The 17,774-nt window shown below is 41.7% G+C and carries 18 protein-coding genes; 7 read left to right on the top strand and 11 right to left on the bottom strand.

The genetic code is table 11. The features are described 5' to 3' along the window. Positions 1 to 153 precede the first annotated feature (153 nt). The 3 genes from MHH63_RS08210 to MHH63_RS08200 form a co-directional block, all read right to left on the bottom strand. Positions 154 to 513 (bottom strand): GIY-YIG nuclease family protein, encoded by a 360-nt coding sequence (locus MHH63_RS08210; RefSeq protein ID WP_038572157.1) that lies wholly within the window; start codon positions 511 to 513, stop codon positions 154 to 156. Between the two features lie 42 nt (positions 514 to 555). Beyond that, a complete protein-coding gene (locus MHH63_RS08205; RefSeq protein ID WP_038572158.1) occupies positions 556 to 1,035 on the bottom strand; it encodes a DUF6530 family protein in 480 nt (159 codons plus the stop codon). A 189-nt stretch (positions 1,036 to 1,224) separates the two neighbouring features. Next, positions 1,225 to 1,779 (bottom strand): GNAT family N-acetyltransferase, encoded by a 555-nt coding sequence (locus MHH63_RS08200; RefSeq protein WP_341171383.1) that lies wholly within the window; start codon positions 1,777 to 1,779, stop codon positions 1,225 to 1,227. Positions 1,780 to 1,895: 116 nt separating this feature from the next. Here MHH63_RS08200 and MHH63_RS08195 point away from each other — a divergent pair, with 116 nt between their 5' ends. Continuing rightward, on the top strand, positions 1,896 to 2,477 hold the full coding sequence (locus MHH63_RS08195) for a LysE family translocator (RefSeq protein ID WP_076127282.1): 582 nt from the start codon (positions 1,896 to 1,898) through the stop codon (positions 2,475 to 2,477). Between the two features lie 19 nt (positions 2,478 to 2,496). Then, entirely contained in the window at positions 2,497 to 3,267 is a 771-nt protein-coding gene (locus MHH63_RS08190; RefSeq protein WP_076127284.1) for an AraC family transcriptional regulator, read from the top strand. On the opposite strand, the gene nagA is transcribed toward MHH63_RS08190, so the two are convergent. From nagA to MHH63_RS08165, 5 genes are all read right to left on the bottom strand, one after another. Next, positions 3,256 to 4,404, bottom strand: a complete 1,149-nt coding sequence (gene nagA, locus MHH63_RS08185; RefSeq protein ID WP_076127285.1) for an N-acetylglucosamine-6-phosphate deacetylase — start codon at positions 4,402 to 4,404, stop codon at positions 3,256 to 3,258. The two genes, MHH63_RS08190 and nagA, sit on opposite strands and share 12 nt — an antisense overlap. A gap of 22 nt (positions 4,405 to 4,426) precedes the next feature. Beyond that, positions 4,427 to 5,212, bottom strand: a complete 786-nt coding sequence (locus MHH63_RS08180; protein WP_076127287.1) for a DeoR/GlpR family DNA-binding transcription regulator — start codon at positions 5,210 to 5,212, stop codon at positions 4,427 to 4,429. Positions 5,213 to 5,387: 175 nt separating this feature from the next. Continuing rightward, positions 5,388 to 5,870 (bottom strand): DinB family protein, encoded by a 483-nt coding sequence (locus tag MHH63_RS08175; RefSeq protein WP_076127289.1) that lies wholly within the window; start codon positions 5,868 to 5,870, stop codon positions 5,388 to 5,390. Positions 5,871 to 5,908: 38 nt separating this feature from the next. Then, on the bottom strand, positions 5,909 to 7,375 hold the full coding sequence (locus tag MHH63_RS08170) for a protein adenylyltransferase SelO (protein ID WP_076127290.1): 1,467 nt from the start codon (positions 7,373 to 7,375) through the stop codon (positions 5,909 to 5,911). 199 nt (positions 7,376 to 7,574) lie between these two features. Next, positions 7,575 to 8,864, bottom strand: a complete 1,290-nt coding sequence (locus tag MHH63_RS08165) for an L-cysteine desulfidase family protein (protein ID WP_340394073.1) — start codon at positions 8,862 to 8,864, stop codon at positions 7,575 to 7,577. Between the two features lie 133 nt (positions 8,865 to 8,997). Here MHH63_RS08165 and MHH63_RS08160 point away from each other — a divergent pair, with 133 nt between their 5' ends. Next, positions 8,998 to 9,807 carry a lipase family protein gene (locus tag MHH63_RS08160; RefSeq protein WP_341171382.1) on the top strand — a complete coding sequence of 270 codons (810 nt, stop codon included), beginning with the start codon at positions 8,998 to 9,000 and terminating at the stop codon, positions 9,805 to 9,807. A gap of 302 nt (positions 9,808 to 10,109) precedes the next feature. Here MHH63_RS08160 and MHH63_RS08155 read toward each other — a convergent pair whose 3' ends face one another. Beyond that, the gene (locus MHH63_RS08155; protein WP_076127294.1) at positions 10,110 to 10,451 is read right to left on the bottom strand and encodes a DUF4181 domain-containing protein; all 342 of its coding nucleotides are present in this window, start codon (positions 10,449 to 10,451) and stop codon (positions 10,110 to 10,112) included. Between the two features lie 427 nt (positions 10,452 to 10,878). Here MHH63_RS08155 and MHH63_RS08150 point away from each other — a divergent pair, with 427 nt between their 5' ends. Next, complete coding sequence (locus MHH63_RS08150) at positions 10,879 to 11,310, top strand: flavodoxin domain-containing protein (RefSeq protein ID WP_076190655.1); 432 nt, start codon at positions 10,879 to 10,881, stop codon at positions 11,308 to 11,310. Positions 11,311 to 11,366: 56 nt separating this feature from the next. Here the strand turns inward: MHH63_RS08150 and MHH63_RS08145 are convergent, their stop codons facing one another. Next, on the bottom strand, positions 11,367 to 13,439 hold the full coding sequence (locus tag MHH63_RS08145; protein WP_339244106.1) for a serine hydrolase domain-containing protein: 2,073 nt from the start codon (positions 13,437 to 13,439) through the stop codon (positions 11,367 to 11,369). 92 nt (positions 13,440 to 13,531) lie between these two features. Continuing rightward, the gene (locus MHH63_RS08140; protein WP_076276121.1) at positions 13,532 to 14,254 is read right to left on the bottom strand and encodes an MOSC domain-containing protein; all 723 of its coding nucleotides are present in this window, start codon (positions 14,252 to 14,254) and stop codon (positions 13,532 to 13,534) included. 197 nt (positions 14,255 to 14,451) lie between these two features. Here MHH63_RS08140 and MHH63_RS08135 point away from each other — a divergent pair, with 197 nt between their 5' ends. The 3 genes from MHH63_RS08135 (at position 14,452) to MHH63_RS08125 (ending at position 17,737) form a co-directional block, all read left to right on the top strand. Then, complete coding sequence (locus tag MHH63_RS08135) at positions 14,452 to 15,915, top strand: ATP-binding protein (protein ID WP_256717178.1); 1,464 nt, start codon at positions 14,452 to 14,454, stop codon at positions 15,913 to 15,915. An 86-nt stretch (positions 15,916 to 16,001) separates the two neighbouring features. Next, entirely contained in the window at positions 16,002 to 16,853 is an 852-nt protein-coding gene (locus tag MHH63_RS08130) for an AraC family ligand binding domain-containing protein (RefSeq protein WP_076218426.1), read from the top strand. Next, positions 16,853 to 17,737, top strand: a complete 885-nt coding sequence (locus MHH63_RS08125) for a DMT family transporter (protein ID WP_341171996.1) — start codon at positions 16,853 to 16,855, stop codon at positions 17,735 to 17,737. The genes MHH63_RS08130 and MHH63_RS08125 overlap by 1 nt, the downstream gene beginning before the upstream one ends. Positions 17,738 to 17,774 lie beyond the last annotated feature (37 nt).

The raw sequence follows: 17,774 nt of genomic DNA, 5'->3' as shown, positions 1-17,774 counted from the left end.
CTGCTATAAAAATAACACATAACAAACAGCTTTTTTAGTAGGAAAATGCGACAAAACATATATAATATTACGACACATAAAATCCGGAGTGAAATACGATTCCTAAAAAAAGAAACCCTTGCTATAAAAGCTAAAGGTTTCTTTATACTTGGCTTAATGGGTTAGTGGCTTATTATATCCTTTGTCATCAAAAGGCTGCAGTTTCTCAAACCACTTCTTTTTCAATAGTTTAAGCTCCCAGCGCACGTCGGTTACGTCTTCTGACTCCTTCTGCTCTAACACCTCATAGCTGAAAGCTTCTGCTCCAAGTTCCTTCCAGTCCTTTTGCAGCTCCGCATTTGCAAATCTGCCCATATCTAATTGCATCTGTATAGTCATCCATTTATTCTTCAGGTTGGGATAGCTGTCAACGAATATTTTCCCGCTTCTTTTGTTTGTAATTTGAATAGCACCCATGTACGTCTTGAGCTGCTTATATTGCTCCTGAAGTTCTTTACGTTTACTTTTGTCCATTATGATTTATGATTCTCCTTTCACAGGCCATTCTGCTAAATTTCAGTACCCCATTTCTTTTAATAAACGGGACAATACCGAAAGTCGTTCTCCGATCATTTCACCATCATCACTAAGCGCCTGAGCGAACAGCTTAATATCATTATCAATCATGGGATTATCTGCACATACAGATACACTCATTGCATCTCCCTGCAGTCCAATACGATCAATCATAGGGCTCTCGGGATCATACATTTTTGGAAAACGATAGGCCTCTTGAAAATACAAACTACTTCTGCAAATCAAAATTGCCAGGTCAAGCACTCTGTGCATTGGCAGCTCTTCGGACTGTCTCGACCATTTGTCCCCTGTATGTCTCCATACCTTTGCTGAGATGTCGACCTTTCCTCTATCGTTCCATTGTGCTAATCCTAGGGACAGACCTTTTGCATCTGTGTCCCCGGCGTACCGGCCATCAACCTGCTCGTAATTTTCTGACACGACTACAGGTTTATGTTTTAGAGTTGTTGGAATTTTCATGTTAGTCACTCTCCATTTTATGATTTACTAATTTACTCATTTACTAAATTACTAATTTACTAAATATAAGATTCATATTACCCGGCAAAAGATCATCTGTCAAACGACATTACACCCGTTTTATCCAACAAAACAAAAAATCCCTCTGCGCGTAGCAAAGGGACTGTTATTTTCATGTACTATATATCTCTAGCTTAAATGATCATTCACATTACAAAACCAAACCATATGGACAGAATCAGGTCCCCAATAGTCTTCTACTACTTTATAAGGCTGCCCAAATTTACGTTGCCACCTGACCTGTGCATGTTTATAACCGCTGTCCAGACAAAACTGCTCTACCCCTTGCTTTTTTAGAAATATCATCATTTCCTTAATTAAGGCTGAACCCACACCTTGGCCCTGATAACTTGGCATAATGTATAGACTGCCCAATTCCCCTATTTCATCTAACTGATGATCCGTGCAGGTTTGAATATCTTCGCCACAAGGTCCAAAGGAAATCGTACCGACAACCTGCTCTTCTATTTTTGCAAGAAGGAAGTAAGGCTCCCCAGTCGTAGTATCCAGTGAAGTCATCACCATTTGCTTTTTATGATCTATTTCACTTTGGATATCGTCTTGTAAATGATCAAGCCCTTCTTTTTCAAAGGCATCTTGGATTGAAGTTTCAAAAACAGAGCATGTGGATTCAAACTCAGCTGGAGAAAGCGTGCTTATGGTCATTGGATTACTCTTATTCATTGATTCGGACACCTCTTCTATTCCCGGCCGGAATTCTTAAAAATCCTGCAATAATATACTATCAGCATTCAGACTGAAAGGTTTATATTCATAGAACTACTTTACTGGAGGTCATCATGAATACATTGTCCTTTCTGATCTATTGCGTTGTCGCTACATTTACACCCGGTCCTACCAATATTGTTATTCTTTCTTCCGTGCAACATTCCGGGGCTAAAAAATCAATGGGGTATGTATACGGATCTACGCTGGCTTTTGGCTTATTACTCATCCTTTCTACTCTGCTGAACCGTGTTCTAGTAGAAATCATCCCAAATATCCTGATCATTATGCAAATCATTGGGAGTTTATATATGCTCTACCTTGCTTATAAAATCTTTAAAATGGGTTCAATGGAAGACCAGCCTGACCCTAATGCCAATTTCCGCTCAGGCGTGCTTATGCAGCTTGTGAATCCTAAAGTGCTAGTATTTACACTAACGGTCATTCCCAACTACGTAATGCCATTCTATACCTCTTCGCTTGCCTTGTTTATATTTGTTATAATTATAACTGTGATCGGATTTTTTGCATTTACGACATGGGTTGTATTTGGGACAATCTTCAGAACATTTATGAAAAATCATCAAAAAGTTCTAAATACCGTGATGGCACTGTTTTTAGTATACTCGGCCATTATGATATCGGGAATCCTATAAAGTCGCGGAGGTTAAGAACGTGGAGAAATTTAACTATAAAAAGTCAGCAGAGATCCTGTCCTTATCCGCCAGCCTTACTGATTTCACCTATAAAAAACATTGCCATGAGGAATATGCACTCGGTGTGACCCTTCGTGGCATTCAGCAATATAATCTTGACGGTAGTTTGCAATCCTCTCATAAAAATGGCGTAATGTTGTTTAATCCGGAACAAACGCATGATGGCAATGCGTATGATAAAGGTGGCATTGATTATGTCATGCTTTATATTAAGCCAACCCTAATGTTAGAGATATTAAGAAAAAAAGAACTCCGCTTCGCCACTCCTATCTTATACGATGACAAATTGGCGCAGTGCATATTAGCCCTAAACCATGCCATTCAGAATGGCAAAGAGGAGTCTTTGTGCAGTGAACTGCTATTCACTCTGGTTCATTTAGTATCCAATACTGAAATAGTTACCGATCGTAGAACGAATAATAAATTTCTCAAAAAAGCAAAGGAAATGATGTACTGCAGTTTAGACCATGTGCTGAAGCTGGACGATCTCTGCACAGAGTTTGGTCTATCCAAATATCAGTTTATTCGCGAGTTTAAGACACATACAGGAATATCACCCTATCAATTTTTCTTAAATTGCAAGGTAGAGCGTGCCAAGCAGTCCATAGAGAGAACCAAGGATATCTATGCAGCTGTTGTAGATTGCGGATTTGTGGATCTAACTCATCTGAACAGGCATTTTAAAAGCGTGTTCGGAATAACCGCACATGAATACCGGTCACAGCTGTAAGATCTGCCCTCCTACCATTGTCCAGAGCACTTTGAATTCATCATCCAAGAGAACCAGGTCAGCATCCAAGCCAGAGGTGATCGTCCCCTTTTGTTGAAGTTCAAGAATATTGGCCGGTGTAGTTGAAGCCATTTGCACCGCATCTGTGAGCGAAATTCCAGTTTCGACAGTATAACGTAAGGCTTCATTCATGGTAACTGTACTGGAGGCCAGCGTGCCATCTTCCAATCGCGCTATGCCACCAGATACCGTAACCTGATGTCCTCCAAATATATAATTCCCATCCCCTAACCCCATTGCCTGTAAGGCATCTGTGATCAAGACCATTCCTTCCGGTCCTTTCATGGTATGCATCAAACGGATAATTGCAGGATGCAGATGGACATTATCCACAATAGCTTGCAGGCTCACATGCTTCTCTTCGAAAGCGGCAACCACAATCCCCGGATCTCGATGATGGATCGGCCGCATGCCATTAAAACAATGCGTAACATGACTTGCCCCAGCGGCAAAAGCTTGTTTGGCTTCCTCATATGTGGCATCCGAATGAGCAATCGCTATCACCACTCCCTGTTCTTTCAAAAAGGAAAGAAGCTCCATGCCTCCCGGCAGCTCAGGAGCAATCGTAACCATTTTTATGAGTGATCCAGCTTCTTGGAAAATGAGCTTCATTTCCTCTAAGTTAGGATGCCGCAGATACTTTTCATTTTGCATTCCTTTTCTCTTGGGGTTTAGATAAGGTCCCTCTAAGTGAATGCCTGCGATCTTTGCTCCCACTTCATACCCAATTACACGTTTGACACTACGAATCATCTCTAAAAGATCCTCCATCGTAGAACTCACAGAGGTAGCCAGAAATGAGGTGCAACCAGAAGCTGCACAAGCCTTCGATACTTCTTGAATACTCTCTTCAGTACCGTCCATCATATCAAACCCGTTAGCGCCATGAATATGCACATCTATCATTCCGGGCACTAACAAATGCCCTCCGCCATCAATCCGTTCATACTCACCCTCTGGGATAGAAATATCTCCTGAGTCTATCCTCATCACTTTTCCTTCAGAAATCCATACATTGGCCGCTGAAACTATACTATTCTGAAGCACTACTTGTACATTTTGCAAAATATAAGTCATAAACATTCTCCTCCAGTCGTTATCACTCTTGATTTCGAACCTCTTCAGCTTGATCTAGGCACTCAATAACTGTGATGTTCTTCTGATCTAGAACTTCTCTGATCTCGATTGGAAGCTCTCGATTTGTAACTAAAATATCAACGAAATCAAAGTCTAGCCGATAAAAGGATTTAGCATTAAATTTGGTGTGATCCGCTACTAAAATCACTTGATCAGATCTTCGAGCCATTTCTCTTTTTACCCGCGCATCTTCTTCATAAGGATAATAGAGTCCATCAGCACAGATCGCCGATGCTCCAATAAAGGCTTTATCCGCACGAATTTCACTAAGTTTATCGATAATGGAAGAACCATATAACAAGCGGTTTTTCACATTCAAGTAACCACCAAGTACATAAATTAGCAGATCCTCGCGATGGGATAAAATCCCTACATTATCTATCGAGTGCGTGACAACCGTAATATCCTGCGCACTAATTTGTTCTGCAACAAACTGTACAGTGGTCGATACGTCTAAAATTACAGTCTCACGATCTTGGATAAGCCCGGCCGCGATCTTCCCTATTCTCTGCTTACTCTCGGATTCATCGATCAAACGATCTTGATAAGATAATAATTCTTTTTGCAATTCAGGTAACGCTAGACCGCCATGCGTCCGAACAACGACGCCCTCTTGTACTAACCTAACAATATCCCGTCGGGCAGTATCTCTTGAGACTTCAAATTGCGTACAGATATCTTGAACACTCATCGATTGGTGTTGTTTCAAATATTCGAGTATTTTTAATAATCGTTCCTCTTGATACATAATGAAATTCACCTCCTAAAGTCATCATAAGTCATTTTATAAGTATTTACAAGCGTTTATAAGTTAATAATTAAGTATATATAAGTATTAATACGTAAAAAAAGACGAAAGCCAGATGAATGTGCATCCGCTAACGCCTTTAAAATGTCTATTCTTTAGGATTCACTTCACAATGTCACTTCACATCGCGGTTCCAGCTCTTCTGTATCTTTCGAATATAAACAATTTGGCCCACATGATAAGCATTATGGGTTGTTACATTTCCGAGGACTTCCCACCATTTACTGTCTGGAAATCCTTGAACATCAGCTTCCAATTGTTCTTTCTTAATCAATTCCTGCCAGTGTAAAAGAACCTCTAAAAGTTGTTTTTGCAGCGCTTCGAACGTTTTCCCTTCTGCAACGACAAAGGTATTATTATTACTATCCACTGGAGGAACCGCCCGAACACTAGCTTCTTTATACCTTGTTTGCCAAGTTTCATTCCAGTAAAGCAGATGCTGCACAATCTCAGCAATACTATTGCTTTCTTCCGTTACCTTCCAAAAAGCTTCTTCTTCACTTAAGTCTTTAACCGCCACTTCAAAGGGCACATACCAACTCGGATCATTCGCATTGGCCAGCAACTGGTTGGCTAGAACATCATAAGCATGAAACATTCTTCCTTCCCCCATTTTCCAGATAAATTATATGCAAATCAAGTACCGCAGAATGTACGATATGGACATGCGGATTCCTCAGGAAGTGCCGAGTATTCCTCTTGTTCAGAGGAGTAGGCGTATGGGTTAGTCAAAGCTTGAAGTAACCTCTCCATCACATCGTAATCTTTCCGCTCTACCGCTGCCTCAAGCGCTTCTTCTACACGATGGTTCCGTGGAATAATCGCAGGATTGCTGCTGTGCATCAGCTTCAGCGAAGAGGATTGTGATTCCTGCTGCCTGCTAAGTCGCGCCTGCCACAGCTCATTCCATTCCTTAAATTCAGGGGTGCCAAACAGAGCAGCATCTTCCATTACGCCTAGAGTTAAGGACCGAAATGTATTAGTGTAGTCAGCCCGATATTTTTGCATCAGTTCAAGGAGGGTATCAATCAGAGCAACATCCTCTAACTCTTCGTTAAAGATTCCCAGCTTCGCTCTCATTCCCGTTAGCCAATATTGATAGGACCGCTCCGAAAAATCTGAAATTGCCTCCTCAGCCAGCTTAATCGCCTGTGCCTGATCGTCAGCCAGCAATGGCAAGAGAGTCTCGGCAAATCTGGCGAGATTCCATGCGCCAATCCCGGGCTGATTGTGGTAAGCATAACGACCCTGCTGGTCTATGGAACTAAAGACTGTCTCAGGATTATACACATCCATGAAGGCACATGGACCATAATCAATCGTTTCTCCGCTAAGGGCCATATTATCAGTATTCATCACTCCGTGAATAAAACCTACAAGCTGCCATTTAGCAATTAGCGCTGCTTGACGTTCCATTACTTCCCGAAGCAGAACAAGATATGGATTATCTTCCACAGGAGCTTCTGGATAATGTCTTTGCAACGTGTAATCAGCCAGAATACGCAGATCCTCCACAGTCCCCCATGCAGCAACATATTGGAAGGTTCCAACACGCAAATGACTGGCAGCAATCCGGGTCAGAACCGCCCCCGGCTGTTCCGTTTCCCGAATTAGCGGCTCCCCTGTAGCTACCACCGCCAAGCTGCGAGTCGTAGGAATCCCAAGTCCATGCATAGCTTCACTGATGATATATTCGCGTAACATCGGTCCAAGCGCTGCCCGGCCATCGCCACCACGAGAGTATGGGGTTCTTCCCGCACCCTTTAATTGAATATCTACACGATCACCTTGAGGGGTGATCTGTTCGCCCAGCAGCACTGCTCGACCGTCTCCCAACATGGTAAAATGTCCGAATTGATGTCCAGCATAAGCTTGTGCAAGCGACAGGGTACCTTCAGGAACTTCGTTGCCGGCAAGAATCCCAAGACCCTCCTTACTCTGTAGTGCTGTGCTATTCAGCCCAAGAGTAGCAGCCAATGGTTCATTAAAAATAATCAGTTCCGGTTTACGCACAGGCGTTGGCTTAATCCTTGTAAACATTGATTCCGGCAGATGAGTATAACTGTTCGCAAAATTCCAGCCTATATCTATTTTCTCTGTCATATTATCTCCTTTTTATACCCTCAGTCTCTATGCCTTTATTAACTCAGAATAAGTTATGTTAAAATTTAATGCAAATCTTCTCGCAGACCTATGTTTTTGCCGAAGTGTTACAAAGACCGCCCGGCTTCCTGCCATTTTATGCAGGGAACCGGGCGGTCTTAATTATGATGTTCTATCTTGTTTTCAACTTATTTGGAAGCTAATTCGCTCCGCCTTTGGAGAGCATAATATTGAGAATGGTCTTGTCAGTATCCGCCAGCCCTTCCTGAACCAAACGCTCCATGTTGCGGATGGTATCTTCCACCTCTTCGAAAATCACACCATCCTTGGTTGTAGGAGCAATGTTGTTCATAGCCAGAGTGGCTGCCTGGATCGCCGTATTGGTGGAGGTGGAAATCTTCAGCGCACAGGTAGAATTCGCACCGTCACAGATCATGCCTGACAAAGAAGCTATCGTATTCTGTATCCCATGCTTGATCTGCTCAAGACTGCCGCCCATGAGATAAATGATCCCGCTATTTGCTCCTACTCCCCCTGCAATCCCTGAACCACATAATGGGGACAAACGCCCGATATAATGTTTGATGTGCACAGTGACCAGATTGCTCAGTGCAAGCGCCCGAGCTAGCATTTCTTCATCTTTGCCCAGCAATTCCGCCAGAGCTATAACGGGAAGCGTACAGGCGATGCCTTGATTGCCACTGCCCGCAGTTGTCATCACAGGCATTGCACTGCCATCCATTCGAGCATCTGAAGCCGCTGCGGTAGCCGCGATAATTCTGTTCGCTACATCATTGCCGAACAGATTCACCGCTGATTGCTGATTCATTTTCTTACCTACTTGCAAGCCATAATCGCCTCGCAATCCCTCATCAGAGATCGCTTTGTTCATCCGCGCCCCTTCCAAGAGAAAGCTTAGGTCTGAAAAAGGAGCGGTACAGATAAACTCGAATATCTGGTCAACTGAGCCCGCATACTCTTCCGTGTCGAAAAGACCAGGCTTGCCACAGTCGGCTTTTGAATTCCGGGGTGTTATTTTCTCCCCGTCCAGAGCCAAATATTCTATATGGGTGTGCTCTCTGGCAATAATGGCAGTCGCCGTATGGTTCTGCGTAAACAACTGGGCTTCAATATATAATTTCTCAGGAGTGTCCTTTATCTCCACTTTTAGCAGCTTTCTATCCAGCAGGTCATTTGCCATCTTCAACTCAGCCTGCGTCAGACCTGACAGAATTTCCAGCTCCTTGTGAGAACGGCCGACCACCGCTCCAAGGGCTGCTGCGATGGGCAGGCCTGTCTGGCCTGTCCCGGGAATGCCCACTCCCATTGCATTTTTGATAATATTACCGCTGAGATGCAGCTGAATCCCCGTAATTTCTTCCTCGAGAAGCTCTGCCGCCAAGGAGACGGCATACGCAACTGCAATCGGCTCCGTACAGCCTTCTGCCGGCACGACTTCCTTGTGTAAAATTTCCAATAAGTTGCTCATGTATGCATTTCCCCCTTTTCTCTCGCTGTTGGACTTATTTATATATAGTAACTCAGAGAGATGTTTCAGGGAATCCTTTTTCTTAGGAATCACTCCTTCATCCCCCTAATATAGTGTAGGAAAGAAAGGCGGGATGTACGTGAGTAAGAGGGATGAGCAAGAGCAAAGGGCGATCTTTCTAGCTGTAGTCTGCGGGCAAACCTATACACAATTTTCAAATATAGATGGAGTTTTCGTCATTCCATTCGATTATCAGCTATGTCATCCCATTGAAGCACAATCCTTCAATAATGTATGGGAACGTTTCGGCTTTATTTTGGAGTCTCCACAAGAGATTATTATTGCCTTTCGGGGAACCAGTACGACGACCAATTGGATATCCAACGTCCTCGCTTCACAGGAACGGTTCAAATATCTTAAAGAAGACTCTCTCACCCATCGTGGCTTCACCAACATTTATTCTTCAGCTCGGGACGTCATCTTCTCTGCGCTCTCCAAGCTATCTCCTGACAAGACCTTATACATTACGGGCCACAGCCTCGGTGGAGCGCTCGCCACCTTATGTACCTTAGATATTGCGGCAAATACCTCTTACACCTCACCTAACCTATATACTTATGGTTCCCCACGGGTAGGTGATCCGGACTTCGTTAATATTTTTAAACAATATGTGCAGAAGAGTTACCGGTATGCCAATCTTTTTGATGTTGTAACCTACGCACCTCCACATGTCTATAAGCTCCCCAAACGGGAAAAAAAGTATTATTACAATCATGTCCATACTTTTAACTCACTGTCTTTCCAGAATGGATCTACAAGTGGTAATCACGTAATCAGCAGCTATTTCGCCGAGCTCTCCAAGCTCCAACCGGAATTCGCTCAAGAATTATGTATAACGAACCCTGGATTCTGTCCACTCGTGGCTACGAAAGCAGAAGTATAATGTGAACACAAAAAGGAGGTGCCCAACAAGCCATATGCTGGCTGCCGGAACACCTCTTTTCTTCGTATGATTCGATGCCATCAGCAGTTACAAAGCCACTAACGGACTCCATTGACACTAACAGCAGTATATTTCCACTTTAAGAATTCCATCGGACCCCATGGCCACTATTGGCATAAAAAACACCTAATATAAGTCACTTTCTAACGAATAGCTGCACTGGAGTCCGAAACGCTGCCCAAAAGGCGATTATTTAGCAATTAACATCATCTGGGTCCGATACCGGTACGAATGAAACTAGATCAGAATATAAAATAAACTAATACCACACCCAGGACTAACAGAATAAGTGAAACTATGTGCTGTTTCGTATGTTTTAGAAATTTCCAGTCGATAAACGACTGAAATCCTATTGCTACTATTATAACTACAATCCAAAACCACTTCATAACCGTACCCTCTGGGCCATCGGCAATTATTATCACAATCCCCGTAATTAATCCCACAAGTGCAAGTATAAGCTTCCCTTTTATATTAAGCTCATAACCGTCTTCAGGAAGTTTTTCTTTATCCGGGCCAACAATCCATATCCTTAGAAATAGGTTAGAAAAAGCAAGGATTATAAGTATAAGTCCAATTTTCACTTTCGTTCACCTCCACTCTTATATAGAATTCATTCGTATTTATTTCTGATCATTAGTTCTTTGATTTCTTTTAACTCATTTAATATTTCTTTTGATAGTTGCGTACTTCTAGAGTTATCGATGCCTACTTTAATCACGAATATTCCAAGCAACAAATAGATGATTAGCATTACGATGATCCCCAATTTACGTTCACTCCTCTTATTTTTGTATATTTCATTAAAGATATAGTTAGCATTAGATTAATATTATTCCCATGATACCATAATAAGGATATCTAATTAACACTCAGGAGCTTGCCGTTGGCTTGACAAATGATCAGTATATTCGATAAAATATACTATATCTTGATAATCAAGATAATTGGTATGCGAGAGTTTTTTCAATGCGGGAACACGATTAATCTTAACTGAAAAGAGGGAACACAATGGCAGTACTTATTCTATACGCTACAAAATCTGGAGCAACAGAACAATGTGCAAAAGTATTATCAGAAGAGCTACCTCAGAGCAAAATTTGCAATATAGAATTAGAGAAGCCGAATATCGAGGCATTTGATAGCATTATTTTAGGAGCAGGAGTAAGAGATGAAAAAATATATAAAGCCATTCGTGACTTTATCAAAAAAAATAAAGATGAGTTACTGACTAAGAAGATGGGCTACTACATTTGCAACGAGAAACCTAAGAAAACCGAAGAATTAATAGAGAAAAATTTCCCTGATGATCTGAAAGAAGCTGCGATTTGTATTGAATCTTTTGGAGGTTATAAGGCCTATAAGGCTCCAAAGGAAGGTACTGATCAGCTAAAAGGGATTTTGGTAGATAAAATAAGAGAATTCTCACAAAATTTCAAATAAAAAATCCTGTTACCAAGACGAAAATCTTGATAACAGGATTCTTTTTTTATATACGTTTATTGCGCCTTGAGGGTCACTTCAAACTTCGCACCGACATCACCTACAAATACAATTTTGCCGTTGCTAGGAAGTTTGACTTGTTTAAGACCGCTTATGGTGAAGTAATTCACACATACACCATTCTCATCATAGACGGCAAAGGAACTTTTGGTTGGCAGCTCTACTGTCATTATCTTACCTGTTGCCGTTTCAGGAACTCCATACCATCTAGCATATCCATCTGATTGGATAGTTACCATAGATTGCGGGCCTGCATAAATAGGTTTAACCGCATCTTGATGTATAAACAATTGATTGCCAATCTTTAAATACTCCACACCATTTTTCTCTTCAAAAATAAGATCCGCAAGATCGCGCCCAGCGATGGTTGGGATTTGCACGGTCATTTCTGCTTTATTAGGCCCAGTTATTTTATTCGAGCCCATATAACCAGGTGCGTCAGGGAACATAGCGATTCCAGCTACCGGCATACTCATGTAATATTGGGAGCTGTACTTCTCGCTGACATCAAAATACAATTTCCCTTGGCGCTGCTGCCATGCAGTAGTGACCTCTTGAGATAGGGCATTAGGTTCAAGCTTCTCAGCTGCATATTGGGTAACGGCAGTTTCACCAAGTCCTGGAATCACCCCATACCCTTGACTCCAAAGATAGATACGGCCATTGCTCTCCTTCACAAAGCTAACTTTACTTGTACCCTCTGCATCTAAGAATTCTCCGTTCGAATTATAGGAAAATTTCTGCACCGGCATTGTAGGAGCTATAATTGAAGATATACTCAATTCCCCAGTTTTACTAACCTCTATCTTCATCAGTTGCGTAGAATCACCATAGACACCCGCATAGTTTAGCAATTCTTGCGGCATATCCTCTTTGTTCGAAGTTTTAAATGTAGGTGTAGCTTTCAGTTCCTTAATAACTCCCTTTTCCTGTAAAGCGCTGAGTAAAATTTCGTTGGCAAGCATCTGGTCCGTTGTACTTGATCCGCCAGAAGATATTACTGCTGCTGCCATCTGCTGCTCGGGCAGTACAACTAATGAGGTATGATACAGACCTGTATCTCCACCCTTTGTCAAAGCCTTGATTTCGTACTGGTTAAATGGATATAAGTTCACACTGTCCCAGCCTAATCCATAAGCTAACGAATTATCGGCTCCTTTAGGCCATATTCCACGCTTATATTCCTCTTGTTCCATCGCTTTTACAGACTTTTCTGACAAAATGCCAGTCGATTGGCCTGTAAAAATAGTTGCAAAACGCACCAAATCCTCAGCAGTGGAATAGATACCACCTGTTCCAATCACGTTAATGGTTTCTTTGGGTAAAGCTGCTGAGTAGGTAGCATTATAGACACTAGCCAGCTGAGAAGAAGCTACAGAATCTACAGGCGTTTTCGTATGTTCAAGCCCTAGAGGTTCTGTGAAATTTTGATGAATGAATGTGGTAAAGTCCGTGCCACTGACCTTTTCAACAATCAACTCAGCCAACGTAAATCCATCATTACAATATACTGAGTAGGCGCCTGGATCGGCCTTCAGACGTTGTGTTGACAAAGTCTCTAGCAAACTATCTTTTGCAATAGGATCGGAATCATTAAATAAGAAAGAATTGGATAAGTTCGAGCCAGCAAGACCTGATGAATGATTCAACAGCATCCGTACAGTGATTTGCTTATAACGAGAATCTTCCATCGTAAAATTATTCAAATAAGATACGACTGAACCGTCCAAATCTACTTTTCCTTGCTCAACAAGCTTCATAATAGAAGCTGTTGTATACATTTTACTCGTCGAGCCAATACCATACATCGTTGTGACGCTTGGTGCTGTCTTACTCTCCACATGGCTAAATCCAGATTGACCGCTCACAACGATATTATCGCCATCAATAAGAGCATATTGGAGACTAGTCGTCCCCAGCTTCTCCGTTAAGAACGCCGCCTTCTCTGCTGCCACCTTCTGAGTGTTCACATACGTTTGCCCTTTGCTGCTATCCGCTGCTAAAACACTAGTAGGGACATACACCAATAGAAGCAATGCAACTAATAAGGATGCCAAATTTTTCTTCATACATAACCTCCCGATATGAAATCGTCATCCTTTAAAGGATAATTTATCCATGGAGTAATGTAAAGGAAGTTTATACTATTGGGATTATATATCTAATCTACTATTTCTACTTTATCTCCGATTCGAATTTCCCCTGTTTTGATTACAGAGGCATAGACTCCGAAATGCAAATCAAACTCTTTATGTAATTTTTTCAAAAGCACTGGGTCCTTCTGGAGACTATCCGGGTCCATCGTAATCACAACACATCTCTCACAAAAACTATCTACCTGTAGCTGTACATCCCCAATGTTGAGCCGGCGTCCAATCCAATCTCCTTCAAAAAGAGAATCATCATTCAGCGCGATAACAAAATTCCCGCGAAAACGACGTTGATCCAAGGAATGCCCCCAGGTTGCCTCCAGTTTTTTTAAGCTGGCATCCGTAATGAGTAGAATACTAGCGCCATCCACGGATAGGAGCTGCGGATGTTCTGGCTGTGGATGTGCAGCTTTTAGACCAGACATAGTGATTGGAGTTTTGGTTTGGCTTTGGATTTCTTCCAATAGATTATCATCCCATCCAAAGGTTCGCCCGTCTGATGCCGTTACATGGATTTGTCCATCTATAAATTGCGCTTGATAGGTAAGCATATTCGGTATATTTCTAGCGGTGATATATCTTCGCCAGCCCTCTTTTGACTCATCGTAAAAGGAGCAAAAACGGTCACCAAGCATTCCATACGGTTCAATCATACAGCTTTCTAATTTTTCACCCGCAAATGACTTGACCGGATAACGATTAATTCCTTGAATTTCACCAACAACTGATAACATAATACAACGCCTCCACTTGTCTTAAAATGCAACGTATCTTCCCATTCTACCTGATTTTATTTAACTGTTGTATGAATATCTAATAACCCAGAAATTTTATATGTTTTATTGAGTTATATGTTTTATACTATGACTGTTAGACATATTGCATTTCGAAATAACACTCACTCCCCCATAAAGAAGAGAGGTAACCTGCTGTGCGGACAAATGATTTTCAAGGTTTTGACTTTGTTTTTACTCAAGCCGTGATGGGTATGGCCCTTATTTCGCTTGATGGAACGTTCCTAAAACTGAATTCAGCATTATGCGACCTCTTGGGGTATGATGAAACCGAATTAACGACACCCTCTCCAACCGTCCGTACCCTTCTAGATCAGATTCATAAATTCATTTCATTAGGAAGCTCTCTTCCACCTACGAGTACTGATCCGCAGAGACTCGAAGTAGATTATTTCCATCCCACCGGACACCGGTTATCTTTAAAAATCTCCATATCTATCCTTTCGGATGACATTGGTAAACCCATATTTTATTTTACTCAATTCGAGAATAAGACCCTGATCAGGGAAATGGAGACTCAGCTTCAGGTTGTGAAGACCCATCTACTTGAAAAAGAGAGCTCTTTTCTACAGCTGCTGGAGGAACTGCCTCAGCCCGTGCTTATCACTAGGGGAGGGATTGTTCTGTATGCAAATTCGGCAGGTTTACAATTAATCCATGCGGAAAGCCTAGATCAAGTGCTTGGTCTATCGACTATGGATATTGTAGACTACTCTAATTATGAAATTCTCTCAGAACGAAGAAAGAAATTCAACACTGATAGAACAACAGGTTCTGTCTGCTACCTGATTAATTGTTTAAATAACCAGCAGAAATATGTAGATGGGATTACATTGCCGATCATTTATGAGGGAAACGAAGCCTACATTGGCATATTCAAAGATATATCCGAGCAAGTATTGGAAGATGAACGACTGATACAGTCCGAGAAATTATCCACAGCAGGACAGTTAGCAGCTGGAATCGCTCATGAAATACGGAATCCTCTTACAGCCATTAATGGCTTTATGAAGCTACTGCGCTCTTCCGAGCGGATGAATGATAAATATATTTCCATTATTGAGTCAGAGTTGAAACGCATCGAGTTCATCGTCAACGAACTGCTTGTCTTATCTAAACCCCAAACCACTCATATTAGTAAACCAGTGGATTTATTGTCTTTGCTGGAACAAGTCACCACACTAATGAATGGACAAGCTGCCCTAAAAAATCTCAAGATCCTCCCTGTCTGTACTGATCAATCCATTTGGATCAATGGTGAGGCTTATCAGATGAAGCAGGTATTTATTAACTTACTTAAAAATGCGATGGAAGCAATGAATCATGGGGGAAACATCTATATTCATGTGCAAACCTATGACAGAGAAGCCCGAATCAGTGTGCAGGATGAAGGCTGTGGGATGACAGAGGAACAGATCAATGCCCTCGGCAAACCATTTTATACGACCAAAGAAACAGGAACAGGCTTAGGTTATATGATCACACAAAATATTATACATAATCATGGCGGAGCGATCTCTATAGAAAGTATTCTGGAGCAAGGAACAACTTTTACTGTGAGTATTCCAACGATCATTACACCTGAGGAACCTATCATGTAGAAGATGAGGTATCGCAACATCATGCAAGAATGCCCCTAACTTTCACATTATAATGGTTATACATAATTGGAAAAGAAGGTGCAGCAATGACTCGTGAAGTTCGAACAGTTGTTTTCGATCGTGACTTAAAATTTGAGGCCTATCGATTCGAAGGTATTATGCAGAAGTTTCCCAACCATTTTCATGACTATTATGTCATAGGTTTTATTGAACAAGGAAAAAGACATCTGCTATGTAACCAAGAAGAGCATATTCTTAACAGCGGAGATGTGGTCATCTTTAATCCGGCGGATCCCCATGCCTGTGAACAGATAGACGGGAGAACGCTTGACTATCGCTGCATCAATATTCAGCCGGAAGTCATGCGTGAGTATGTGCTAGAAATTACCGGCATAGACTACTTACCGCGGTTCACACACAATGTCCTCTACCAAAGTGAACTGTCGAGCCCTTTACACGATCTGCACCAAATGATATTAGAGGATCAATCCGATTTTCAAAAAGAAGAGTTGTTTCTATTTCTCTTGGAGCAGCTTCTGAGAGAATACACGGAGACAGAAACCCTCTGTCCCGCTCAAGAGCCTACTTCTGAAATTAAAATCATTTGCGAATACATAGAGTTACATTATGCGCAGAACATTACGCTGAACCAGCTAAGTGAATTGAGCGGCTTAAGTAAATATTACTTGCTGCGTTTATTTACCAGACAGAAAGGAATATCACCTTACCGTTACTTGGAAACTATTCGCATCAACCACGCCAAAAGGCTTTTAGAACAAGGAATATTGCCAATAGAAGTGGCCTCTCTAACCGGATTCAGTGATCAGAGCCATTTCACAAATTTTTTTAAAAGACTCATAGGCTTAACCCCTAAGCAATATATGCGTATATTTGTTCAACAAACGGGAGTAAAGTCATCAATGGAACTTACGAAATGATAAATCAACGCAAGATTAACACAGGACATCTGCTGGCATTGCTTACGATTTTAATCTGGGGAACCACCTTTATCTCCACAAAAATACTGTTAAAAGACTTTACGCCTGTGGAAATTCTGTTCTTCCGTTTTCTTATTGGGTACTTTGTACTGTTACTGATCTATTCACGTCCAATCCGAACTACATCCTTTAAAGAGGAATTACTCTTTATCTCAGCAGGTCTTTGTGGAGTCACGTTATATTTTCTTATAGAAAATATTGCCCTAGTCTATACCCTTGCATCCAATGTAGGTGTGATTGTCTCCATCGCTCCATTTTTCACGGCAGTTATCGCTCACTTCTTTTTAGAAGAAGAGAAATTTCATAGGCAGTTTTTTATAGGATTTTTGATAGCCTTGGCAGGAATTATATTAATTGGGCTGAACGGGAGTTATCTTCTGCCACTGAACCCCATCGGCGACTTGCTGGCATTGCTGGCACCTGTGGTTTGGGCAATATATTCAGTGTTGATGCGAAAAATAAGCCTACTAAAGGCTCATACTATAGGGGCTACCCGCAGAGTATTTTTCTATGGTCTGCTGTTTATGCTGCCTACTCTGTTTCTGTTTGATTTCCAGCTGGGTCTGAGTAGATTCAAAGAGATTTCAAATGTAGCTCACCTGCTTTTCTTAGGTCTGGGTGCCTCGGCACTGTGTTTTTTGACTTGGAATAAAGCTGTAGGGATTCTGGGGGCTGTAAAAACAAGTGTATACATCTATATTGTGCCTGTAATTACAGTGGCAGCTTCTGCCCTTGTTCTGAATGAAAAGATCACCTGGGCAATCCTGACGGGAACTTTTTTAACGCTCACCGGTTCATATATTTCCGAACGCAAACCTAAATAACCACACCATCTTTAACATTTAATAAAAAGAAGCCCCA

The sequence above is a fragment of the Paenibacillus sp. FSL H3-0310 genome (assembly GCF_038002785.1).
In the GTDB taxonomy this organism is placed as follows: Bacteria; Bacillota; Bacilli; order Paenibacillales; family Paenibacillaceae; genus Paenibacillus_AQ; species Paenibacillus_AQ odorifer.
Note: the sequence above shows the minus strand (reverse complement) of the source record. Positions and strands in the feature narration are given on the sequence as shown.